This window comes from Streptomyces sp. NBC_00224 (genome assembly GCF_041435195.1).
Lineage (GTDB): Bacteria > Actinomycetota > Actinomycetes > Streptomycetales > Streptomycetaceae > Streptomyces.
In genome coordinates this window covers 2,645,697-2,667,625 of record NZ_CP108106.1, presented here as the reverse complement: position 1 = coordinate 2,667,625, position 21,929 = coordinate 2,645,697, and the positions used below count along the sequence as shown (strand labels likewise).

General features: G+C 72.9%; 25 protein-coding genes and 1 riboswitch. Of the genes, 14 read left to right on the top strand and 11 right to left on the bottom strand.

Annotation, left to right across the window (positions count from 1 at the left end; translation table 11 throughout):
- Nucleotides 1-104: 104 nt before the first annotated feature.
- A riboswitch (cobalamin riboswitch) is annotated at nucleotides 105-247 on the bottom strand.
- A gap of 111 nt (nucleotides 248-358) precedes the next feature.
- Nucleotides 359-583 (bottom strand): hypothetical protein, encoded by a 225-nt coding sequence (locus OG965_RS11925; RefSeq protein WP_190093641.1) that lies wholly within the window; start codon nucleotides 581-583, stop codon nucleotides 359-361.
- Between the two features lie 36 nt (nucleotides 584-619).
- A complete protein-coding gene (locus tag OG965_RS11920; protein WP_371651924.1) occupies nucleotides 620-1,885 on the bottom strand; it encodes an anion permease in 1,266 nt (421 codons plus the stop codon).
- A 221-nt stretch (nucleotides 1,886-2,106) separates the two neighbouring features.
- On the opposite strand from OG965_RS11920, the gene OG965_RS11915 reads away from it, so the two are divergent.
- The 3 genes from OG965_RS11915 to OG965_RS11905 all read left to right on the top strand — a co-directional run bounded on the left by OG965_RS11915 (nucleotide 2,107) and on the right by OG965_RS11905 (nucleotide 5,609).
- On the top strand, nucleotides 2,107-2,793 hold the full coding sequence (locus tag OG965_RS11915; RefSeq protein WP_371651921.1) for a class II aldolase/adducin family protein: 687 nt from the start codon (nucleotides 2,107-2,109) through the stop codon (nucleotides 2,791-2,793).
- 47 nt (nucleotides 2,794-2,840) lie between these two features.
- A complete protein-coding gene (locus tag OG965_RS11910; RefSeq protein WP_371651919.1) occupies nucleotides 2,841-3,965 on the top strand; it encodes an alpha/beta hydrolase in 1,125 nt (374 codons plus the stop codon).
- Nucleotides 3,966-4,286: 321 nt separating this feature from the next.
- Nucleotides 4,287-5,609 (top strand): hypothetical protein, encoded by a 1,323-nt coding sequence (locus OG965_RS11905; RefSeq protein WP_371651917.1) that lies wholly within the window; start codon nucleotides 4,287-4,289, stop codon nucleotides 5,607-5,609.
- 6 nt (nucleotides 5,610-5,615) lie between these two features.
- Here the strand turns inward: OG965_RS11905 and OG965_RS11900 are convergent, their stop codons facing one another.
- Entirely contained in the window at nucleotides 5,616-6,005 is a 390-nt protein-coding gene (locus OG965_RS11900) for a VOC family protein (RefSeq protein ID WP_371651915.1), read from the bottom strand.
- A gap of 118 nt (nucleotides 6,006-6,123) precedes the next feature.
- Nucleotides 6,124-7,017, bottom strand: coding sequence for a neutral zinc metallopeptidase (locus tag OG965_RS11895; RefSeq protein WP_371651913.1), 894 nt, complete (start codon nucleotides 7,015-7,017; stop codon nucleotides 6,124-6,126).
- A 98-nt stretch (nucleotides 7,018-7,115) separates the two neighbouring features.
- Between OG965_RS11895 and OG965_RS11890 the strand changes: the two genes are divergently transcribed.
- From OG965_RS11890 to OG965_RS11875, 4 genes are all read left to right on the top strand, one after another.
- Complete coding sequence (locus OG965_RS11890) at nucleotides 7,116-7,814, top strand: hypothetical protein (RefSeq protein ID WP_371651911.1); 699 nt, start codon at nucleotides 7,116-7,118, stop codon at nucleotides 7,812-7,814.
- A gap of 209 nt (nucleotides 7,815-8,023) precedes the next feature.
- Complete coding sequence (locus OG965_RS11885; RefSeq protein ID WP_371651909.1) at nucleotides 8,024-9,622, top strand: ABC-F family ATP-binding cassette domain-containing protein; 1,599 nt, start codon at nucleotides 8,024-8,026, stop codon at nucleotides 9,620-9,622.
- 347 nt (nucleotides 9,623-9,969) lie between these two features.
- Nucleotides 9,970-10,191, top strand: coding sequence for a helix-turn-helix domain-containing protein (locus OG965_RS11880; protein WP_067157635.1), 222 nt, complete (start codon nucleotides 9,970-9,972; stop codon nucleotides 10,189-10,191).
- Nucleotides 10,192-10,310: 119 nt separating this feature from the next.
- A complete protein-coding gene (locus tag OG965_RS11875; RefSeq protein ID WP_371651907.1) occupies nucleotides 10,311-11,102 on the top strand; it encodes an enoyl-CoA hydratase/isomerase family protein in 792 nt (263 codons plus the stop codon).
- A 168-nt stretch (nucleotides 11,103-11,270) separates the two neighbouring features.
- On the opposite strand, the gene OG965_RS11870 is transcribed toward OG965_RS11875, so the two are convergent.
- Entirely contained in the window at nucleotides 11,271-11,888 is a 618-nt protein-coding gene (locus OG965_RS11870; protein ID WP_371651905.1) for a nucleopolyhedrovirus P10 family protein, read from the bottom strand.
- Nucleotides 11,889-11,981: 93 nt separating this feature from the next.
- Between OG965_RS11870 and OG965_RS11865 the strand changes: the two genes are divergently transcribed.
- Genes OG965_RS11865 through amaP form a run of 5 tightly spaced genes read left to right on the top strand, consistent with a single transcriptional unit; the run spans nucleotide 11,982 to nucleotide 14,519 of the window.
- Nucleotides 11,982-12,482 carry an Asp23/Gls24 family envelope stress response protein gene (locus OG965_RS11865; protein ID WP_371651903.1) on the top strand — a complete coding sequence of 167 codons (501 nt, stop codon included), beginning with the start codon at nucleotides 11,982-11,984 and terminating at the stop codon, nucleotides 12,480-12,482.
- A 52-nt stretch (nucleotides 12,483-12,534) separates the two neighbouring features.
- Nucleotides 12,535-12,732: a hypothetical protein gene (locus OG965_RS11860; protein ID WP_371651901.1), complete on the top strand. Its 198-nt coding sequence runs from the start codon at nucleotides 12,535-12,537 to the stop codon at nucleotides 12,730-12,732.
- A 9-nt stretch (nucleotides 12,733-12,741) separates the two neighbouring features.
- On the top strand, nucleotides 12,742-13,212 hold the full coding sequence (locus OG965_RS11855; RefSeq protein WP_371651899.1) for an Asp23/Gls24 family envelope stress response protein: 471 nt from the start codon (nucleotides 12,742-12,744) through the stop codon (nucleotides 13,210-13,212).
- Nucleotides 13,209-13,937, top strand: coding sequence for a DUF6286 domain-containing protein (locus OG965_RS11850; protein ID WP_371651898.1), 729 nt, complete (start codon nucleotides 13,209-13,211; stop codon nucleotides 13,935-13,937). Before OG965_RS11855 ends, OG965_RS11850 begins: the two co-directional genes overlap by 4 nt.
- A gap of 3 nt (nucleotides 13,938-13,940) precedes the next feature.
- On the top strand, nucleotides 13,941-14,519 hold the full coding sequence (gene amaP / locus OG965_RS11845) for an alkaline shock response membrane anchor protein AmaP (RefSeq protein WP_371651896.1): 579 nt from the start codon (nucleotides 13,941-13,943) through the stop codon (nucleotides 14,517-14,519).
- Between the two features lie 171 nt (nucleotides 14,520-14,690).
- Here amaP and OG965_RS11840 read toward each other — a convergent pair whose 3' ends face one another.
- The 6 genes from OG965_RS11840 to OG965_RS11815 form a co-directional block, all read right to left on the bottom strand.
- On the bottom strand, nucleotides 14,691-15,446 hold the full coding sequence (locus OG965_RS11840; RefSeq protein ID WP_371651895.1) for an SDR family oxidoreductase: 756 nt from the start codon (nucleotides 15,444-15,446) through the stop codon (nucleotides 14,691-14,693).
- 4 nt (nucleotides 15,447-15,450) lie between these two features.
- A complete protein-coding gene (locus OG965_RS11835; RefSeq protein ID WP_371651893.1) occupies nucleotides 15,451-17,232 on the bottom strand; it encodes a glycoside hydrolase family 15 protein in 1,782 nt (593 codons plus the stop codon).
- Between the two features lie 101 nt (nucleotides 17,233-17,333).
- A complete protein-coding gene (locus OG965_RS11830) occupies nucleotides 17,334-18,122 on the bottom strand; it encodes an SURF1 family protein (protein WP_371651891.1) in 789 nt (262 codons plus the stop codon).
- A gap of 57 nt (nucleotides 18,123-18,179) precedes the next feature.
- Nucleotides 18,180-18,413: a hypothetical protein gene (locus OG965_RS11825; RefSeq protein ID WP_067160707.1), complete on the bottom strand. Its 234-nt coding sequence runs from the start codon at nucleotides 18,411-18,413 to the stop codon at nucleotides 18,180-18,182.
- 53 nt (nucleotides 18,414-18,466) lie between these two features.
- Nucleotides 18,467-19,456, bottom strand: coding sequence for a DEDDh family exonuclease (locus OG965_RS11820; RefSeq protein WP_371651889.1), 990 nt, complete (start codon nucleotides 19,454-19,456; stop codon nucleotides 18,467-18,469).
- Between the two features lie 40 nt (nucleotides 19,457-19,496).
- Complete coding sequence (locus OG965_RS11815) at nucleotides 19,497-20,120, bottom strand: TetR/AcrR family transcriptional regulator (RefSeq protein WP_371651887.1); 624 nt, start codon at nucleotides 20,118-20,120, stop codon at nucleotides 19,497-19,499.
- A 122-nt stretch (nucleotides 20,121-20,242) separates the two neighbouring features.
- On the opposite strand from OG965_RS11815, the gene OG965_RS11810 reads away from it, so the two are divergent.
- Together OG965_RS11810 and OG965_RS11805 are read left to right on the top strand one after the other, a co-directional pair.
- On the top strand, nucleotides 20,243-21,040 hold the full coding sequence (locus OG965_RS11810) for an acetoacetate decarboxylase family protein (protein ID WP_371651885.1): 798 nt from the start codon (nucleotides 20,243-20,245) through the stop codon (nucleotides 21,038-21,040).
- Nucleotides 21,040-21,924 (top strand): SDR family NAD(P)-dependent oxidoreductase, encoded by an 885-nt coding sequence (locus tag OG965_RS11805; RefSeq protein ID WP_371651883.1) that lies wholly within the window; start codon nucleotides 21,040-21,042, stop codon nucleotides 21,922-21,924. The genes OG965_RS11810 and OG965_RS11805 overlap by 1 nt, the downstream gene beginning before the upstream one ends.
- The last annotated feature ends 5 nt before the right edge of the window (nucleotides 21,925-21,929 follow it).

The following is a 21,929-nucleotide window of genomic DNA, read 5'->3' as shown; positions in this document are numbered from 1 at the left end:
ATCAGCCCGCCGCAACGCCGCGAAGAGCTCTGGTACTTCCGGGGGGTGCCGACAACAGGCAGGCGCGCATGGCGGTATGTCCTCACTCAGGGTGTCCGCGCCCTGGTACGACGTCGACCGGCGGTGAGAGTTCCTGGCTCACGGGGATGATTCCCCGATGACAGTGGCGGGACCGCGCCGGATTCGCACCGGCTTCCTCTTCTGCCGCCGTAAATGGCTCGGGCAGTCCACCACGCCCGGGAACGCCCGTCAACTCGCTGCTGACCTGCGACGGGAGAGTGTGTTGGGGCACACAGAGAACCGCCCTCCGGCCGGGCCGGAGGGCGGTTCAGAGGTGTGTGCGGCGCTGCTCGCCGGGCTACTTGCCGACGATCAGGTTGATGCCGTACGCGACGGCCGCCGCGCAGAGCGCGAAGCAGAGGTAGGCGGTGGTGCGGGCCACGGCGACGTTGCCCTTGCCGGCCGCGGCCGACTGCTGCTTGCTGAGGCCGACGATCCCGACGGTGAACAGGCCCACCAGGCCGACGGTGACGATGAGGCTGACACCGAAGACGGTGCCGAGAGCTGCCCAGTCGATGTGCATGACGATTCCTTTGGGGTGCGCGGCCGGGTCGGCCCGTTAGACGACAGCCGGGCGGGCCGGGTCGACGGGGGCCACCGGGGCCGGGGCCGGGATGGTGGCCGTCAGATCGGCGGCCACGGCGGCGGCGGTGGGCGGCGGGGTGACGGCGGCGATCGCGGTGGTCACGACGCCCGCGGGCTCGGCCGGGGACTCGGCCGGGGTGGCGGTGGCAATGACGTCGTTGTGGTCGACCGGCTCGCGGCGCGACAGCTTCCAGATGAAGCCGGAACCCGCGATCAGCAGGATCGCCACGAGGACGATGCCCCAGGTGCCCTGGCCGGTCAGGAACTCGGCGCCGGCGCCGACCAGACCCGCGGCGGGCAGGGTCAGGCCCCACGCGATGAACATGCGGGTCGCGGTGGACCAGCGGACCACACCGCCCTTGCGGCCGAGGCCGGCGCCCATGACGGAGCCGGAGCAGACCTGGGTGGTGGAGAGCGAGAAGCCGATGTGCGAGGAGGCCAGGATGACGGTCGCGGCACCGGACTGGGCGGCGAAGCCCTGCGGCGGCGCCAGCTCGGTCAGGCCCTTGCCCATGGTGCGGATGATGCGCCAGCCGCCGAGGTAGGTGCCCATGGCGATGGCCATGCCGGCCGAGACGATGACCCACAGCGGGGGGTTGGCGCCCGGGTGCAGCACACCGCCGGCGACCAGGGCGAGCGTGATGATGCCCATGGTCTTCTGCGCGTCGTTGGTGCCGTGGGCGAGCGAGACGAGACCGGCGGAGGCGATCTGACCGGCCCGGTAGCCCTTGGCGGTGGCCTTCTCGTCCGTATTCCGGTTGATCCGGTACGTCAGACGCGTGGCCAGCATCGAGGCGACGCCCGCGACGATCGGGGCGGCGACGGCGGGGAGCAGCACCTTGGTGACGACGGTCGAGCCGTTCACCGAGGACCAGCCGGCCGACATCACGGCCGCGCCGATCAGACCGCCGAACAGGGCGTGGGACGAGCTGGACGGCAGGCCGAGCAGCCAGGTCACCAGGTTCCAGAGGATCGCGCCGACGAGCGCCGCGAAGATCACCTCTGTTCTGATGCCCTTTTCGTTGATGATCCCGCCGGAGATCGTCTTGGCGACCTCCACTGACAGGAACGCGCCGACCAGGTTGAGCGCGGCGGACATGGCGACCGCGGCTTTGGGCTTCAGGGCGCCGGTCGAGATGGTCGTGGCCATCGCGTTGGCGGTGTCATGGAAACCGTTCGTGAAATCGAACACTAGAGCTGTCACGACCACAATGGCGAGCAGCAGCGTGATGTGTTCCATTTACCCAGTCAATCGTTCGACGTCAGTGGCTGGACGAACGTAAGTAACCTGGATGAACGGAAGGTGAACTGGGTCGGGCTTCACGGTGTATCTGACCGGTTTTTGGCGTGGTTTTTGACATGGGCAGCCCCTGACAAACCCCGCGAACCGGCCATAGGTCCTATTGAAGAGATTCTGGTCACTCTGCTACCCCCGGCTCGGAGCCTGCGAGGATCGCCCCCATGGGAGAGCCGAACGACTCCGGAGCGACCGCCGCGGCCTGGGCCGAACTGACCGCCACCGCGCGCCGCACCGCCGAGGAAGGCCTGGTCGTGGGCACCTCGGGCAACGTCTCCGTACGCGTCGGGGAGCTGGTCCTGGTCACCCCCACCGGGGTCCCCTACGACCGCCTCGGCCCGGACGACACCGTCGCTGTCGACCTCACCGGCCGCCAGGTGACCGGCACACTGCGGCCCACCAGCGAGCTGCCGATGCACCTGGCCGTATACCGGCACACCGACGCCCTGGCCGTCGTCCACACCCACGCCGTGCACGCCACGGCCGTCTCCACCCTGGTCACCGAGCTCCCGCCGGTCCACTACATGACCGCCACGCTCGGTGGTCCGGTCCAGGTCGCGCCCTACGCGTTGTACGGGACCGAGGAACTGGCGCGGAACATGCTGCGCGCCCTCGAAGGCCGCACCGGCTGTCTCCTCCAGAACCACGGGACGATCACCTACGGAACCACTCTTTCCCAGGCATACGACCGCACCGCCCAGCTGGAGTGGATGTGCCGCCTCTGGCTCGCCGCCTCCTCCGTCCCCGGCCGCACCCCCTCCCTGCTCTCCGGCGCCGACCTCGACCGGGCCGCCGAACAGTTCCGGGGGTACGGACAGGGGGACGCCCCCGGCCCGGCCGTGCTCCGGTAGGCCCCCGCCCACTGGCCGTGCGGCCGCGCACTGCCGACACTGGAACGGTGCGCCCGGCTACAGCGACGGCAGCGGCCGTCACCACACTCATCGGCGTCGGCGCGGCAGCGGTGGCCGCCGGACGGTACGCGAGCGACGCGGCCCTCAAGGCGCCGCCAGGCCGCCCGCTGCCCACCGACCCCGAGCTCACCGTGCACGCCACCGGGCCCGGGCGGATCGCCCTGACCCGGTGCCTGGCCTCGCTGCGCCCCGGGACGTACGGGATCGAGGGTCCCGGCATCCGCGCGGTGGTCGGCGAGGTCGTCGACGTGCCGCATCCGGCGGACACCGTGGTGCGCCGCCTGGAGCGGGTCACCCGGGGCACCCCGCAGCCGGGGGACCGGGTCCGGCTCACCCCACAGCTCCACCACGGCACCCCGAAGGAGGCGCTCGGCCTCGACTACCAGGACGTCGAGATCCCCGCCGAGCTCGGTGTGCTGCCCGCCTGGCTGGTGCAGGGCGTACGGAACACCTGGGTGATCACCGTGCACGGCCTGGGCACCACCCGCGAACACCCGCTCAACGTCATCGGGTTCCTGCACCGCCATCGGCTGCCGGTGCTCGACCTCGCCTACCGGGGCGACGAGGGCGCCCCCCGGTCCCCGGACGGCCTCGGCCACCTCGGCGACTCGGAGTGGCGCGACCTGGACGCCGCCATCCGCTACGCCGTGCGCTCCGGCGCCGAGCGCGTCATCCTGCACGGCTGGTCCACCGGCGCCACCATGGCGCTGCACGCCGCCGCGAGCTCCGGGATGCGCGAGCACATCCGGGGCGTCGTCCTCGACTCGCCGGTGCTCGACTGGGAGGGCACGCTGCGCGCCCTCGCCCTCGCCCACGGCGCCCCCAGCGCGCTGCTTCCGCTCGCCGTCCGGGCCGCGCAAGGCCGCACCGGTCCGCACGGCGACCATCTGCGCGAGGCGGCCGACCCGGCCGCCCTGCGCGTCCCGGCGCTGGTCTTCCACGGCCCCGACGACACCCTGGCCTCCTGGCACCTCACCCGTGAACTCGCGGCCCGCCGCCCCGATCTGGTGACCCTTCACACAGTCCAGCACGCCCCGCACGCCTCGATGTGGAACGCGGACCCCGCCCGCTACGAGGAGGCACTGCGGCGCTTCCTGACCCCGCTCATGTGACGCGCGGGGCCGGATCCCCCGAAGCGGCGCACGGGGGGCGCGCCGCACCGCCCCGACGATCAGGGCGCCCATTCCGTTTCTGCAATCGGCCCGTCAACGGACCGCGCCACCCCAGAGGACAGCCCCGGAGCCCGGCCGCGCCCGGCCCGTGCGGGAGCCGGACTTCCCCCATTCCGTTTGGGCTTTCTGCCTGTCAACGGGAAGACTGCATCCGTGACGTCCCGGAAGCCTGAAGAGAAGTTGCCGCGAGACTCCAGACTGCGGCTTGTCCGCGCACCGCACGCGAAGGATGCCCGACCCCTCGCCAGCGCACGCCGGGCCGTGAGCGACCGCCGCTCCCCGGCGGGCTCCCGGCCGCCCGAGGGCACCCCGGCCGCCGCCGAACTGGCCCGCCAGGCCAGAGCGGTCCTCGCCGACGCCGTACGCGTCGCCCGCTGGGCCGAGGCCGAGCGCGCCCGGGGCAGCGCGCCCCGCCCCGCCCCGACGGGCACCCTGTCCGGCGCCGCCGCCGAACTGGCCGCCGCCACCCTGCGGCTGACGCCCGCCCAGGTGCGGGCCGGCTGGGACCGGGCCCGGCTCGCCGGACTCGTCGAGCTGCACGGCGGCACCGCGCGCCCCGGCTGGCGGCTGCGCGCCTGGGACCGCGACGACGCCGCGGTGCTGCGCGGCTGGGTCGCCCTCTTCGACGCCTGGTCGATCGTCCACCCCGCCCCGGCCGCCATCGCGCCCGCCGCCGTGGCCGAGGTCGTCGAAGCCGTCCCCCAGGTGCTCTCCCTCCTCCAGCTCTCGGCCGGTCCCGTCCTCGTACCCGCCCTGCTCGATCTGCTCGGCCAGCGCGTCGACGAACTGCGCGACGAGCGCTGCGAAGTCCCATACGGCACCGACGCGGACGGCACCGGCGGCGACCGCCCCGCCTCCCTTGCCTTCCTCTCCCTCCTCCTGGACTGGGTGCTCGCCGGGCTCGCCGCCGTCGGCGCGCTCACCCTCGGCGAGGGCTCGGCCACCCTCACCCCGCTGGGCAGCTGGGCGGTGTGGGTCAAGCTGGAGCAGATCTGCGTCGCCGCGCAGAGCCCGGCCGGCAACATCGAGCAGTCCGCCGAGGACATGCTGCGCGGCTGCGCCCGGCTCACCCCCGGCCCGGCCCGCGCCGAGTACCGCGCCTGGCTCGCCGCCCGGCCCGTCGGCAGCGCGGTGACCGAACTGCTCGACGCGGCCCGGGGCGAGGACGCCCTGGTGCGCGGGCTCGCCTTCGAGGCGCTCCGGGTCGTCGGCGCTCCCGCCGAGCCCGAGGTGCGCGCCGCCACCGACGAGATCTTCCTGCGCCCCTACGCCCTGCTCTGGCTCGCCGAGCACGAGGGGAGCGACCCCGAGGACGTCACCGCCGTCCTGACCCGCGAGGAGTCCACCTGGCTCTGGGTCGACACCGCCGCGGCCGTCGCCGACCACGGCGAGGTCGAGCTGATGGTGCGCCACCTCGACTCGGCCGTGCAGGGCACCGTGCCCGCCCTGCTCGACGAGGTCAGGGCCGTCGGCCACCCCCGTACCGTCCAGGTCCTGGTCGCCCTCGCCGCCGCCCATCCGGACCCGGCCCTGGCCAAGGCCGTGCGCCGCGCGGCCTTCCAGGTCCACACCGGCGGCGTGTAGCCGGGGTCAGCCCGCCGCGCCGGGGGCGTACGTACCGAAGCTCCACACGTTGCCCTCGGCGTCGCGCGCCATGTAGTCCCGTGAGCCGTAGTCCTGGTCGGTGGGCTCCATCAGGATCTCCACGCCGTGCTCCACCGCCCGTTTGTGGTGCGCGTCCACGTCGTCCACCACCACGTAGACACCGACCGGGCCCGCGTCGCGCATGGCGTCCGCGAAGAGGCCGCCCCGGCCCTTCGAGCCGAGCATCACCACCCCGGTGCCGCTGGCGAGTTCGGCGTGCAGCACCAAGCCGTCCGCGTCCTCGTAGACACTCGTCTCCGTGAACCCGAAGGCGTCCTTCAACAGATTGATCGCGGCCTTCGCGTCCGCGTACAGAATCGTCGGATACACACTCATCACGAACTCCCGTCCCACTCGTCGGCCTGCCTCGATGTGACCTGGATCTCAGTCTGGCACCCGGCACTGACAACGCCCCTCGGACCGGCGGCAGGCCGTGTGCGGGCGGCCCGCCGGCTCAGCGCGCGAACGTGTCGCAGCGGCCCATGTCGCCCGTGCCGAAGCCGGTGGAGAACCACTGCCGGCGCTGCTGGGCCGAGCCGTGCGTCCAGGACTCCGGGGTGACGCGGCCCTGGAACTTCTCCTGGATCCGGTCGTCACCCACGGCCGCCGCCGCGTCCAGGCCGTCCTCGATGTCCTGGTCGGTCAGCCGGGTCAGCAGCGGCCTGCCGGTCCTGGGGTCCGGGGTCGTCGTGGCGTGGTGCGCCCACACCCCGGCGTAGCAGTCGGCCTGGAGCTCGACCTTCACGGCGTTGCTGTTCGCGCCCTGCTGTCCGTCCTGCGACCGGGCGAGGGTGCCCATCAGGTTCTGGACGTGGTGCCCGTACTCGTGCGCCACCACGTACGCCTGGGCGAAAGGCCCGCCGGTGGAGCCGAACTTGGTCCGCAGGTCGTCGAAGAACCCGAGGTCCAGATAGACCTGCCGGTCGCCCGGGCAGTAGAACGGCCCGACCGCCGAGGTCGCCGTCCCGCACGCGGTCGTGACCCGGCCGGTGAAGAAGACGGTCTGCGCGGGCGTGTAGCGGCCGCCCCGGCGCGGGAACTCCTGCGACCAGTAGTCCTGCACGCTGTTGACCACCGCGAGGATCCGGCAGTCCTCCTTGGTGTTGGCGTCGCGCCCCTTGCGGCAGCTCTCCCGCACCTGCCCCTGGGACGACACCGAGGTCGCCGGGGTGGAGTCGCCGGAGGAGAGGCCCAGCTCTTCGGGGCCGACCCCGAACAGCAGGCCGAGCACGAGCGCGACGAGTCCGACGATGCCGCCGCCGATGGTCGCCCTGCCGCCGGGAACCCGACTGCCCCGCACGTCCTTGACCTCGGACGCGTCCAGATCGGCGTCGTCGTCGAACTGCACGGGCCCACCACCCTCCGTCACCCGATATCACCCCGAGTATCAAACAGTTCATTGCGTTGCGCCCCTTTTGACACGGTGGCCGATACGCTCGGCGCCTCATGGACCGGAACCGTCTCGCGCTGGCCGCCGTCGCCGCCGTACTGGCCCTTCCCCTGGTCACCGAGGCACAGCACGCCCGCCCCGCCCCCTACGGCGACCGCCTCACCGTGCTGCCCGCCGCCGCGCCGGCCCGCCCGGCGGTACGGGTGCGGGGCGCGGCCGTCGAGGCGTACGACCCGAGGAGCGGGGCGCGCAGCTGGACGTACCGCCGCGAGGGGCGCCGTCCGCTCGCGGTGCGCACCGCGCCGGGGCACGCCTTCGCGCTGTGGAGCGACGGCATGGTCACCGACACCGCGCGCGTGCTCTCGGTCGACGCGGTCCGCTGGCACCGGGCCGTCCCGGGCCTCGCGGGCTGGCTCGCCGGGCGCCCCGGCCGGGCCGCGGGCGTGCTCCAGCAGCTGGCTCCGGGCGCCCGGGGCGGCGGGATGCTCGCCGTCGTCACCCCCGAGCGCATCGCCGCGTACCGCACCGCCGACGGGGATCTGCGCTGGATGCTGCCCGCCCGGCGGGAGTGCGCCTTCGACCCGGGCCGCATCGCGCGCGTGGCGGGCGTTCTGCTCGTCGCCCAGCCCTGCCGCGACCGGGACGTGTGGACCCAGGAGGTGGTGGCGGTGGACACCCTCGGGCGCATCGCCCCCGGCCGCACCCCGCTGGGCAACGAGCTCCCCGCGCGCGTGGGCGCCGCCCGGGGCGTGTGAGGCCGCCCGGCGGACCGGTGCCCGGGCCGCCCCACGGGGGTCGTCACCGCGCCCGGGTGATCACCTTTCGTAAGAGATCACCGCACGTAAAAGCAGTTGCACACCACCGCTAGAATTGGCCCATGGCAATTCTCCTTGTGCATTAGACGGCGTCGACGCTCCCTCGACCCCCGTCCGTCCCGCCGTCCATACCGCCCTGGAGTATTTCCGTGATCACCGCCACCGGCATCGAGCTGCGCGCCGGCGCCCGCATCCTCATCGAGAACGCGTCCTTCCGAGTCGCCAAGGGCGACCGCATCGGTCTCGTCGGCCGTAACGGAGCCGGCAAGACCACCCTCACCAAGTGCCTGGCCGGCGAGGGAACCCCGGCCGGCGGCACCATCACCCGCTCCGGCGAGGTCGGCTATCTGCCGCAGGACCCCCGGACCGGCGACCTCGACGTCCTCGCGCGCGACCGCGTGCTCTCCGCACGCGGCCTCGACGAGGTGCTGCGCAAGATGCGCGAGAACGAGGAGCGCATGGCGAACGGCAAGGGCGCCACGCGCGAGAAGGCGATGAAGAAGTACGAGCGCCTGGAGACCGAGTTCCTCACCAGGGGCGGGTACGCCGCCGAGGCCGAGGCCGCCACCATCGCGGCCGCGCTCGGGCTGCCCGACCGGGTGCTCGGCCAGCCGCTGCACACCCTCTCCGGTGGTCAGCGCCGCCGTGTCGAGCTCGCCCGGATCCTGTTCTCGGACGCCGACACCCTGCTCCTCGACGAGCCGACCAACCACCTCGACGCCGACTCGATCGTCTGGCTGCGCGACTACCTCAAGACGTACCGCGGCGGCTTCATCGTGATCTCCCACGATGTGGACCTGGTCGAGACGGTCGTCAACAAGGTGTTCTACCTGGACGCCAACCGCTCCCAGATCGACGTCTACAACATGGGCTGGAAGCTCTACCAGCAGCAGCGCGAGGCCGACGAGAAGCGCCGCAAGCGCGAGCGCCAGAACGCCGAGAAGAAGGCCGCGGCCCTCAACTCCCAGGCCGACAAGATGCGCGCCAAGGCGACCAAGACGGTGGCCGCGCAGAACATGGCCAAGCGCGCCGAGCGGCTGCTCTCCGGCCTGGACGCGGTACGGGTCTCCGACAAGGTCGCCAAGCTGCGCTTCCCGGACCCGGCGCCCTGCGGCAAGACCCCGCTGACCGCCGAGGGCCTGTCCAAGTCGTACGGCTCCCTGGAGATCTTCACCGACGTCGACCTGGCCATCGACAAGGGGTCGAGGGTGGTCATCCTCGGTCTGAACGGCGCCGGCAAGACGACCCTGCTGCGGCTGCTCGCCGGGGCCGAGAAGGCGGACACCGGCGAGGTCACCCCGGGCCACGGCCTCAAGCTCGGCTACTACGCCCAGGAGCACGAGACGCTCGATCCGGACCGCACGGTCCTGGAGAACATGCGCTCCTCCGCGCCCGACCTGGACCTGGTCGCGGTCCGCAAGACGCTGGGCTCGTTCCTGTTCTCCGGCGACGACGTGGACAAGCCGGCCGGTGTGCTCTCCGGCGGCGAGAAGACCCGGCTGGCCCTGGCCACGCTGGTGGTCTCGTCCGCCAACGTCCTGCTCCTCGACGAGCCGACCAACAACCTCGACCCGGCCAGCCGCGAGGAGATCCTGGGCGCGCTGCGTACGTACAAGGGCGCGGTCGTTCTAGTGACGCACGACGAGGGCGCGGTCGAGGCTCTACAGCCCGAGCGCATCATTCTTCTGCCCGACGGGGTCGAGGACCTGTGGGGTCCCGACTACGCGGATCTGGTCGCCCTCGCCTGACCCAGGGCGACTGATCCACTCCATATGGATCATTCGGCTTACGTGTGATCCTCAATCTGAGTGAGTGCGTCTCGTACCCCGGCGTGTCATGCACGGGATCAAGATCCGATGGGTACGGGACGGACTGATTCCGGAGTGTGACCCCGAACACACCCCTGACCAGCGCGTTCTTGCCGCGCTCGAATTCGGGGCGGTTCCGTGGCCGTGCGGAATTTGTGATTCCGGCCCCGTCTTGCGCCGCCCTGCGCCGAAACCCGGTTGCACGGACCTTGCCGAATGGGTGGCCAGGAAGCCCGGGAGGGGTGATCATGAGAAGTCCAGAGCGCACTTCCCATGAGGAGGCACGGGTGGCCGAGACTCTGAAGAAGGGCAGCCGGGTTACCGGCGCCGCGCGCGACAAGCTCGCGGCAGACCTGAAGAAAAAGTACGACTCCGGTGCGAGCATCCGGGCGTTGGCCGAAGAGACCGGCCGCTCCTACGGATTCGTCCACCGGATGCTCAGCGAGTCCGGGGTGGTACTGCGCGGACGCGGCGGAGCGACACGCGGCAAGAAGACCGCCTCGGCCTGACCGGGGCCGGGCGGAACCATGGGCTCGCCGGGTCGGGTTGCCACCCGGTCGGTCGCACGGTCGGCCGGGTAGTTACTGTGCAGTCACTTATTTGACCGCACCCGACCCGGAGGCGCCCCATGGCTTCGCCCGACCCCGTACTCGACAAGGACGGCGTCCGGCTCACCGTCGACGACGCAGTCGCCACGGTGACCCTGACCAACCCGGACAAGCGCAACGCCCAGTCTCCCGCTCTGTGGCGGGCGTTGGCTGCCGCCGGTCAGGAACTGCCCGGCACCGTCCGGGTCGTTGTGCTGCGGGGAGAGGGCAAGTCCTTCTCCGCCGGGCTCGACCGTCAGGCCTTCACTCCCGAAGGCTTCGACGGCGAGCCGTCCTTCATCGACCTCGCACGCGGCTCCGACGCGGAGCTGGACGGGGTCATCGCCGAGTACCAGGAGGCGTTCACCTGGTGGCGCCGCAACGACATCGTGTCGATCGCGGCGGTCCAGGGGCACGCGATCGGTGCGGGCTTCCAGCTCGCGCTCGCCTGTGACCTGCGCGTCGTCGCCGACGACGTGCAGTTCGCCATGCGCGAGACCAGCCTGGGCCTGGTGCCGGACCTGACGGGCACCCACCCCCTGGTGAGCCTGGTGGGCTACGCCCGCGCCCTGGAGATCTGCGCGACCGGCCGCTTCGTCGGAGCGGAGGAGTCCGAGCGGATCGGGCTCGCGAATCTCGCGGTGCCGGGGGCGGAACTGGACGCGTCCGTACGCGACTTGGCGGCGGCGCTTCTTGCTGCGCCGCGGGATGCGGTGATCGAGACGAAGGCGCTGCTGCGAGGGGCGTCGGGGCGGTCGTACGAGGAGCAGCGGGTCGCGGAGCGGGGCGCTCAGGCGCGCCGCCTGCGCGACTTGGCGGGCCTCGCGGACTGATTTCCCCGGGGCTGCGCCCCGGGCCCCGTTCGGCTGCGGGTCGTCTGTGGCTGGGCGCGCAGTTCCCCGCGCCCCTAAAGGTGCTGGAGTTACCTAAGGGGCGCGGGGAACTGCGCGACCAGCCCCCACCGAGCCCGCAGTCGACGAACCCGGCCGCCCGCCGGAGGCTCACCCCGCCCACGTCACCAGCACCGCGACCCCGCCCCCCACCACCGCCCGGACCTCCCGCACCACCTCCACCGCCCGGTGCCCCGGCGCGACCGCCACCTCCAGGCACTCCGGCGTCGCCCCCAGCGGCCCCGCCAGCTCCGACGTCAGGAACGCCACGCCGGGGACGGAGAGCGGGGGCCCGGGGTGTACCCCGGGTGGGGGATCCGGGGGAGCCGGATGCGCGGGGGCGTCCAGCAGGGACGTCACCCGGATGTCGACCCGGGACAGGCGCAGGCCCAGTCGCGCGGACGACGCCGACAGCATCGCCTCCCGCACCCCCTCCGTACGCGGACGACCGTCACCCCACACCGCCACCTCCACCACCGCCCGTACATCCCCCGGCGGCAGCCCGCTCGGCGGTGGCGGAACCGCGGGCACCCCGGCCGCCGCCGGGTCGGCGAGCGCGAGGCGCAGGGACGTGACCGCCAGGCCGGGAACCGACGCGCAGGCGGCCCGCAGCACTGCCCCCGCCGCCCGCTCCGTCACCCATGCGCCGTCCGCCGCGTCCCCGAGCGGCAGCAGCCTGCCCAGGGCCAGTCGGCGCCGTACCTCCGTGCTCCACACGTCTGGCGTCATTGCTCCAGCCTGCCGCATCCCCGGCGCGAGAAGGGGCAACCGCACTTAGTGTGGGCAGCTGAGGGGAAGGGGAAGCCGAAAGGGATGAACGCCATGAGCGACACCGTGGAACGCAGCAGCCCCGAACCGTCCGGCGCGGGCGGCAGGGACACCGCCGAGAGCGGGACCAGAAAGAGCTCCACCGCCAAGCGCGGCGGTGGCGACCCCGGCACGCGCGGCCGTACCACCATCGCCGACGGCGTGGTGGAGAAGATCGCGGGGCTCGCGGCCCGTGAGGTCGTCGGCGTCCATGCGATGGGCAGCGGTCTGTCCCGTACCTTCGGCGCGGTTCGCGACCGGGTGCCCGGTGGCAGCAAATCCGCCGTGGCGCGCGGGGTGAAGGCCGAGGTCGGCGAGGTCCAGACGGCGCTCGACCTGGAGATCGTCGTCGAATACGGCGTGTCGATCTCGGATGTGGCCCGTGCCGTACGGGAGAACGTGATCGCGGCCGTGGAGCGCATGACGGGGCTTGAGGTCGTCGAGGTCAACATCGCGGTGAGCGACGTGAAACTTCCGGATGAGGAAGAGGACGGGCCGGAGCCCCGGCTCCAGTGAGGCCCCCGATGAGGCCCCGGCCCCCGGCTGAGGAGCGACTGAGGAGCTCAGGATGAGCATGGCGGTGATCGGCATGGTGGCCGGCATGGCGCTCGGCTTCGCCGGATACTTCGGCGGTTTCGGGGCGTTCCTGCTGGTCGCGGCGCTCGGCGCGATCGGATTCGTGGTGGGCAGGTTCCTGGACGGCGATCTCGAACCCGGCGACTTCTTCCGTCCCCGGGACCGCGACCGCGGCGACCGGCGGCGGTGACGCGGGCTCATGACGGTGTCGTCGACGGCGGCGTCCGGGTCCGGTGAGGCCCGGCCCGGCCGGGGGAGGACCGGCGCGCGGGGCGGAGACGGCCCCGCCGTCACGTCGGACCCCAACGGCCCCGGGCCGGCCGCCGCGCCCCGCCGGATCGCGCCCGCCGAGCGCGGGGCGACCCGTATCGCCGACCGGGTCGTCGCGAAGATCGCCGCACAGGCGGCGCGCGAGGTGCTGGGCGCGCTCCCCGAGGGCGGCACCGCGCCCCACGCGGCGGTCACGGTGCACCAGGACGTGGCCCGGGTGCGGGTCAGCCTGGAGCTCAGCTACCCCTCCGATCTCGGCGCCCAGTGCGGTGCCGTGCGTCGGCAAGTGGCCGAGCGGGTAAGGGCGTTGGCGGGCATGGAGGTGCCCGAGGTGGCGGTGCAGATCGAGCGTCTGCACTCGGCGCACACCGGTACGGCGGACCGGGGGAGGATCACATGAGCGAGCCCAGCGAGCCGGGCGGGCACGACCCGTCCAGTGGAACGAGTGGCGCGAGCGGCACCCGGCGCCTCCCCGTCGTCATGGAGAAGGGCCCCGCCAAGGACCCCGACGGCGGGCTCGATCAGTCGCAGTCGTCCGCCGCCTACGACCCCGTGCCGGTCCTCGCCGAGGACGAGGGCGGCCGGGCCGGGCGCTTCTGGTCGGTGCGGCGGGTGCCCGCCGTACTGGTCGCCGTGGCCGTACTGGCCGTGTCCGGGCCCCTGTTGTACGACATCGCGGCCGTACGCGCGGACCGCCCCGCGATGCACTGGCGCCGTCGGCTCGCGGACTGGATGGCCCGGCACGCCGTGGACGAGGCGGTGGTGCTCACCGGCGCGGGCGTCGTGGTGGCCGTCGGGATCTGGCTGATCGTGCTCGCGGTGACGCCGGGGATGCGGGACGTGCTGCCGATGCGGCGCGCCTCGGCCGGGGTGCGCGCCGGGCTCGACCGCTCCGCCGCCGCGCTGGTGCTGCGGGACCGGGCGATGGAGGTCCCGGGCGTGCAGTCGGTGCGGGTCAGGATGGGCCGCGCCAAGGTCGCCGTACGGGCCGTCTCGCACTTCCGCGAGCTCGACGACGTACGGGCCGATCTGGACGCCGCTCTGGGCGCGGGCATCAAGGAGCTCGGGCTCGCCGGACAGCCCGGGCTCGCCGTGCACGTGGGCCGTGCCGCCAGGAAGAGGTGACCCATGCTCAGGACGGTGAACCGGGTGCTGATCGGCCTCGTCGGGCTGATCCTGGTGGCGGCGGGCGGCGCGGTCCTGGCGGCCGGGGCGGGTCTCTCGGTCCCGGCGTGGTGGCCCTGGGAGGGCACCGACGAGGTACTGCTCGACCGCGCGCGCCGGGAGCGCTGGCACCACCACGGCTGGTGGTGGCCGACGGTCATCGCGGCGCTGGCCGTACTCGTCCTGCTCACCCTCTGGTGGCTCTTCGCCCAGCTGCGCCGGGCGCGGCTGGCCGAGGTCCTGGTGGACTCGGGCGACGGCGAGGGCGCGCTGCTGCGCGGCCGCGCCATGGAGACGGTCCTGGCGGGCGAGGCGGAGTCGCTGCCGGGCGTGGCCCGCGCCCAGGTGACCCTGCACGGCCGCCGCACCACCCCGGCGGCCCGCGTCGCCCTCCTCCTGGAGCCCCACGCGGCCCCCGCCGAAGCCCTCTCCCGCCTCACCTCGGAGGCCCTCGCCCACGCCCGCGACTCGGCGGGCCTCGCCGCACTCCCGGCCGAGGTACGGCTGCGCGGGGTCAAGCACCGGGCGCAGCGGGTGAGTTGACCCCGGTCCACAGCGGCCCGCCGATGTCCCGGGCCGGCCGCCGCTGGATCCGGGCGGCCCGCCTCGACACCCCGCGCGCGGCGCGCGCCTCGCCGAGGGCACCGAGGGCCACGGCGAGCCCGCTCAACCCGGCCGCCGGTGCCACGGCGGTAGGGGGCGGTCGCCGTTGCCTCAGAACCCGTGCCGTGACCCGCCGTCCACCGGCAGCATCAGGCCCGTCAGATACGACGCGGCGGGCGAGAGCAGGAACGCGGCCGTGCGGCCGAACTCCTCCGGGGTGCCGTAGCGGCGCAGCGGGATCCGGGCCTCGTTGGCCGTGCGGGCGGCCTCCGCGTCGCCGGAGAGGGCGTCCAGGTGGCGGACGCGGTCGGTGTCGATGCGGGCCGGGAGCAGACCGACCACCCGGATGCCGCGCGGGCCCAGCTCGTCCGCCAGGGACTTGGCGAAGCCCGCGAGGCCCGGGCGCAGGCCGTTGGAGACGGTCAGGCCGGGGATCGGCTCGTGGACCGAGCCCGACAGGACGAAGCCGATCACGCCGCCCTCGTCCAGCTCCTCCGCCGCCGTGCGCGCCATCCGTACCGCACCCAGGAACACCGACTCGAAGGCCGAGCGCCACTGCTCGTCCGTGTTGTCGGCGACGAAGCCGGGCGGCGGGCCGCCCACGCTGATCAGCACGCCGTCGAAGCGGCCGAACCGCTCGCGGGCGGTGGCGATCAGACGGGCGGCCGCGCCGGTGTCGGCGTTGTCGACGGCCACGCCCAGCGCGTTCGGGCCCAGCTCCTCGGCGGCCTTCGCCACCGCCTTCTCGTCGCGGCCGCTGAGCACCGCCTTCGCGCCGTCGGCCGTGAGCGCCCGCGCCGAGGCGAGGCCGAGGCCCCGGGAGGCACCGGTGACGACGTAGACGCGGTCCTTCAGTCCAAGATCCATGCGCCTATCCTGCCTCCAGCCCCAGCGCGGTCGCCACCAGCCCGATGTGGCTGAAGGCCTGCGGGAAGTTGCCCAGCTGCCGGCCGGCCGCCGGGTCGTACTCCTCGGCCAGCAGCCCGACGTCGTTGCGGAGCGCGAGGAGCCGCTCGAACAGCTCCCGCGCCTCCTTCTCGCGGCCGGTCAGCCGCAGCGCGTCGGCCAGCCAGAACGAGCAGACCAGGAAGGTGCCCTCGTCGCCGGGCAGACCGTCCACCGCGCTGCCCTCGGTGCTGTAGCGGCGCACGAAGCCGTCGTGGCCCAGCTCGGCGCGCACCGCGTCCACCGTCCCGATCACCCGCGGGTCGTCGCCCGGCAGGAACCCGACCCGGGGGATGAGCAGCGTGGCCGCGTCCAGCTCCGCGGACCCGTACGCCTGGGTGAAGGTGTTCCGCTCGGCGTCGAACCCCTTCTCGCACACCTCCCGGTGCACCTCGTCCCGCATCCGCCGCCAGCGCTCCGCGTCGCCGCGCCGGGACGGGTCGGACTCCAGGGCCTGCACCGCCCGGTCGGCGGCGACCCACGCCATCACCTTGGAGTGCACGAAGTGGCGGCGCTCCCCGCGCACCTCCCACAGGCCCTCGTCCGGCTCGCGCCAGCGGGACTCCAGAAAGCCGAGCAGGCTGAGTTCGACGTTCCAGGTGTGCGGCTTGGCGGCCATGCCCGCTTTACGGGCCAGATGGAGGGAGTCGATGACCTCGCCGTACACATCGAGCTGGAGCTGTTTGACGGCGGCGTTGCCGATCCGGACCGGGGCGGAGCCCAAGTGGCCGCGCAGCCACGGCAGTTCGGTCTCCGGCAGGCGCCGCTCGCCGCCGAGGCCGTACATGATCTGGAGGTCGGCCGGGTCGCCCGCGACCGCGCGCAGCAGCCAGTCGCGCCAGGCCGCCGCCTCGTCGAGGTAGCCGGCCGAGACCAGCGCGCCCAGCGTCAGCGTCGAGTCGCGCAGCCAGCAGTAGCGGTAGTCCCAGTTGCGCACGCCCCCGAGCTCCTCCGGAAGCGAGGTGGTGGGGGCGGCGACGATGCCGCCGGTCGGTGCGTAGGTGAGGGCCTTGAGGGTGATGAGGGAGCGGACGACGGCGTCCCGGTGGGGGCCGGTGCAGCGGCACTTGCCCGCCCACTCGCGCCAGTCCGCCAGGCTCTGCTCCAGCGCCTCGAACGGATCGATTATCGACGGCCGGGGCTCATGCGAGGGGTGCCAGGTCAGGACCATCGCGACCTTCTCGCCGGGGCCCACGGTGAACGACGAGCGGGTGCTCATCTGCTGGCCCCAGGTCTTGACGGCGGGTTCGGTGCGCAGCCAGACCGAGTCGGGGCCGGCGACCATGACCCGGTGGCCGTCGGCGCGGCGCACCCAGGGCACCACCCGGCCGTAGTCGAAGCGCAGCCGCAGCACGGAGCTCATCTCGACGCTGCCGCTGACGCCCTCGATGATCCGTACGACGTCGGGGGCGGTGTCGCGCTGGGGCATGAGGTCGAGGACGCGGACCGTGCCGGTGCGGGTCTCCCAGACGGACTCCAGGACGAGCGAGTCGTCGAGGTAGGCGCGGCGCGTACAGTCCCCGGCGCCCGCCGGGGCGATCCGCCAGTGGCCGTTGTCGTCGTCGCCGAGCAGCGCCGCGAAACAGGCCGCCGAGTCGAAGCGGGGCAGGCAGAGCCAGTCGATGGAGCCGTCGCGGCCGACGAGGGCGGCGGTCTGGAGGTCGCCGATGAGGGCGTAGTCCTCGATGCGTTGGATACGTCGCGTCACGCTCTGGCGTGTTCCCGCCCGGCGGAATTGTCAATCAGGCAAGTACGTCAATAGGACCGGACGGTGCGGATCGGATCGGGCGACGGCCGGTGCGGTCCCGGTCAGGCCGTCGCGGGTGCGGGCTCCGCCGCCCCGGCCTTCGCCGCCGCCTCGGCCCGGTCCCGCTTCTCGCGGCGGACCAGGATCACCCAGCCGACCGGGACCCCGGCGGTGAACAGCCACCACTGCACGGCGTACGCCATGTGCGGGCCGATCGAGGAGTGGTCCGGGGCCGGGATCAGCTCGGGGGAGTCGCCGGACTCGGGCGCGGTCTGCTCGATGTAGCCGCCCAGGACCGGGCGGCCGAGCGCCTTCTGCTGCTGGGCGCTGCTGATCAGCATCACCTGGCGGGGCGGCAGGCCCTTGATGTCCTTGATGCCGCTGGCCGCGGTCGTCTGGTCGGCCATCAGCCGCCCGGTGACCGTGACCTCGCCCTTGGGCGGGGCCGGGATCTGCGGGAACTCGGTCTGGCTGCCGTTGTCCGGCACCCAGCCGCGGTTGATCAGCACGGTCGGTCCGCCGTCGAGGACGAACGGGGTGAGGACGTGGTACCCGACCTGCCCGTCGGCGGCGGTCCGACGGCGCACCACGACCTCGTGGGCGGTGTCGTACGTGCCGGTGGCGGTGACCCGGCGCCAGTACTGGGCGTGCGGGACGGTGTGGCCGGGGGAGGTGAGCGCGGTCACCGGGACCGTCTTGGCCTTCAGGTTGTCCGCGATGACGGTGTTCTGCGCGACGCGGTGCTGATGGCGGTGCAGCTGCCAGAAGCCCAGCTCGATCATCGTGGGGATGAGAACGAGGGCGAGGAGGGTGACGAGCACCCACTGCCGGGACAACAGGAAGCGATACACCCCACGACGGTACAACTCGGCCGTGGGGTGTTCGGAAGGGGGTCGGGGTACGGGGGATCAGACCTTGTCGACGATGCCCACCCGGCCCTCCGCTCGGGCGCAGTGCCCGCCGCAGTACCAGTGCCCCTCGACCTCGACGCCCTGGCCGATGATCTGGACCCGGCAGTGTTCGCAGATGGGCGCCATGCGGTGGATGGCGCACGAGAAGCAGTCGAAGACGTGCACCACGCCCTGCGCGTGCACCTCGAAGGACATCCCGTAGTCGTTTCCGCAGACCTCACAACGTGCCATGCGCCACAGGGTGCGACGCACCGCGCCGCAACGGCGGGCGGCACGCCACGCGGTCACCCGTCTGCCGGAGCCACGTCCCGCAGCAGCTGGGTGAAGGCCGCCTCGTCGACGACCGGGGTGCCGAACGACTTCGCCTTCACGGTCTTGGAGGTCGCCGAGTCCGGATCGTTGGTCACCAGGAGGCTGGTCAGCCGGGAGACGCTGGTCGCCACGTGCAGCCCGGCCTCGATCGCGCGGTCCTCCAGGAGCTCCCGGTCGATGGAGGTGTCGCCGGAGAACGCCACCCGCATGCCCTGCTTGAGTGGTTTATCCACTTCGTAACGGCCGGGGTTGGGGTGCGGGCACACCGGGCGCTTGCGCGCGGGCCGCCAGCTGGAGCCCCGGCTCCCGTACGAACCGGTGGCCTGGTAGCCGATGCGGGGGGCGGCCGGGCCGTCCGACCACTCGGTGAGCGGGCGGCATTCGAGCAGCGGCAGCCGGGCCCCGACCCGCGCCGCCTCGTGCAGGCTCGGGCGGAACGCCTCGGCCAGCACGCGCGCGTCGTCCAGCGCGTGGTGCGCGCGCTGCTGCACCACTCCGTAGTGCGCGGCCAGCGACTCCAGTTTGTGGTTGGGCAGCGGCAGGTCGAGCTCCTTGGAGAGCGCGATGGTGCACAGCCGCTGGCGCACCGGCGCGGTGCGCTTCGCCCGTGCGTACTCCCTGGAGATCATCTGCCAGTCGAAGATCGCGTTGTGCGCGACCAGGACCCGGCCGTCCAGGCGCTCGGCGAACTCCGCGGCGATCTCCGGGAAGAGCGGCGCGTCCGCCAGGACGTCGGTGGTCAGCCCGTGGATCCACACGGGGCCGGGGTCGCGCTCCGGGTTGACCAGCGTGTACCAGTGGTCCTCGACGTTGCCCTGGGCGTCCAGGCGGTAGACGGCAGCCGACACTATCCGGTCGTCGCGGGCGAGGCCGGTGGTCTCCACGTCGACGACCGCGTACCCCTGTGGGTAGGCGGCCGGCCATGTCGCTGCTGCTGTCGTACGGTCGTCGAGCATGGTCACAGAGAATACGGGGCCGCACTGACAGTGCGACCGGCGCCCGTCAACACGGCTGTGCGAGCAGCCCGTCGACCAGGGCCCGCACCGACGCCGCGAACAGCCGCTCCGGGTCCGGCGGCCGGGCCAGCGCACGGGCGAGCGCCGGGTCGTGCTCGGCGGGCGCGGTGTGCCAGAGCTCGTCCTCGCCGGGGTGCTGCGCCGGAGCCCGCTCGCGGTAGCGCTCGACCAGGACATGGCCGACGACCTGGAACTGGACCGCCCGTACCACCCGCGCGGCGGCGGTCCCGCGCAGCCCGGCCTCGTGGACCTCGTGGACCAGGGCCTGCTGGGCGGGCAGGAACATCCGCTCGGTCAAGCCGCGTTCGTGGACCATCGCGATCAGGTGCGGGCGCTCGCGCAGCTCCCGGCGCAGCGCGGTGGCGACCGAGACGATCCGGGCGGCCGGGGTGCGCCCGCGCGGTCTGATCTCGCCCAGCTCCCGCACGGTCCGCTCGACGAGCGCGTCTAGCAGCGACTCGCGGTTGCCGACGTGCCAGTAGATCGAGGTGACCGCCGTGCCGAGCTCGGCGGCGAGCTTACGCATGGTGAGGGCGGCCGGGCCGTGCTGTCTGACCAGGGCCCCGGCGGCCTCCAGGACCTCCTCGCGGCTCAGAGACGTACGCGTCATGGTCCGCCCCCTCCCAACTCCGGTTGCTGCACGGCTCTTTACCCTTCATCGGGCTCGGTGTAACTGTGTTACAGACCCGGGGGAACGCACTGCGAGGCACAACCCAGGAAGGGTGGTACGCCATGGCACGCGTACGGTACGGAGCGCGGACCGAGGACGAGATCCGGGCCGCGCGCACCGCGAGCTCCCGTCTCCCCGACATCTGGTCCACCGGTGTGGTGGCCGTCTGGGAGAGCGACCCCGACGCGGTGGCGGCCGTGCTGCCGCCGCCGCTCAAGCCCGCCGGGGATTCACTCGTACGGGCCAACATCAGCCGGGTGGACCTGCCCGGCTATCCGCTCGGCGCGGGCTCGGTGGCGGTCTCCGCCGTGCACGACGGGCAGCCCGGCTGGTATCCGCTGGTGATGCCGATGACCCATGAGCGGGCGCTGATCGGTGGGCGCGAGGTGTTCGGCGAGCCGAAGAAGCTCGGCGAGGTCACCGTCGAGCGGGACGGCCTGGTCGTCCGGGCCGCGCTCGCCCGGCACGGCATCGCCTTCGTCGAGGTGCGCGGCGCGGTCGACAGCGCGCTGCCGCTGCCGGAGCCGACGGAGAAGGTCGACTTCTACTTCAAGTTCCTGCCCGCCGTGGACGGCGAGGGCTTCGACGCGGACCCGGTGCTCGTGTACTGCGTACGCAACGAGAAGGTCCGCAAGCTGGAGCGGATCACCGGTGACGTGGTGCTGCGCGAGTCCATGTACGACCCGGTCGCGGACCTCCCGGTCCGGCGCGTCGTGGAGATCACGATCGGCGAGAAGACCACCGACCAGCGGGGCCGGGTGGCCGAACGGGTCAGCGCCCAGGCCCTGTTGCCGTACATCCACCAGCGCTACGACGACCCGCAGCAGATCCTCGACGGCCCGCCGGCGGGGAGTGTGTGATGCGGCTCACCGAGGGGCAGGTCGCCGTCGTCACCGGCGCGGCGAGCGGGATCGGGCTCGCGATGGCCCGCGGGTTCGCGGCCGAGGGGCTCAAGGTGGTCCTCGCGGATGTCGAGGAGGCGGCCCTGGAGAAGGCGGCGCAGGAGCTGCGCGAGGAGGGGGCGCGCGTCCACGCGCGTGTGGTCGACGTCTCGGAGCGGGCGTCCGTGCAACAGCTGGCGGACGCGGCGTACGACACGTTCGGGGCCGTCCACGTCCTGTGCAACAACGCGGGCGTCGGCTCGGGCGCCGAGGGCCGGATGTGGGAGCACGAGGTCAACGACTGGAAGTGGGCCTTCGCCGTCAATGTGTGGGGCGTCTTCCACGGCATCCAGGCCTTCGTGCCCCGCATGATCGCCTCCGGTGAGCCGGGCCATGTCGTCAACACCTCGTCGGGCGACGGCGGGATCGCACCGCTGCCCACCGCCTCCGTGTACGCGGTCACCAAGGCGGCCGTCGTCACCATGACCGAGTCGCTGTACGCGCACCTGAAGGCGGAGCACGCGCGCGTGGGCGCGTCCGTGCTCTTCCCCGGGCCGCACATGCTGCGCACCGGACTGTGGGAGTCGCACCGCAACCGCCCCGACCGGTACGCCAAGGAGCGCCCGCGCAAGGCGCCCTACCGCAGCCTTGGCCAGTGGGAGGCGGCGATGCGGGCGGCCGGGCAGGAGGTCGAGTTCACCCCGGTCGAGGAGGTCGCCGAAACGGTCGTCGACGGCATCCGGGCCGACCGCTTCTGGATGCTCCCGCCGAGCGAGCACAGCGACCGCCAGATCAGGGCGAGGTCGCAGTCGATGCTGGACCGGACCGATCCGTCGTACCTGGAGAACTTCATTCTGGACTGAGGGAT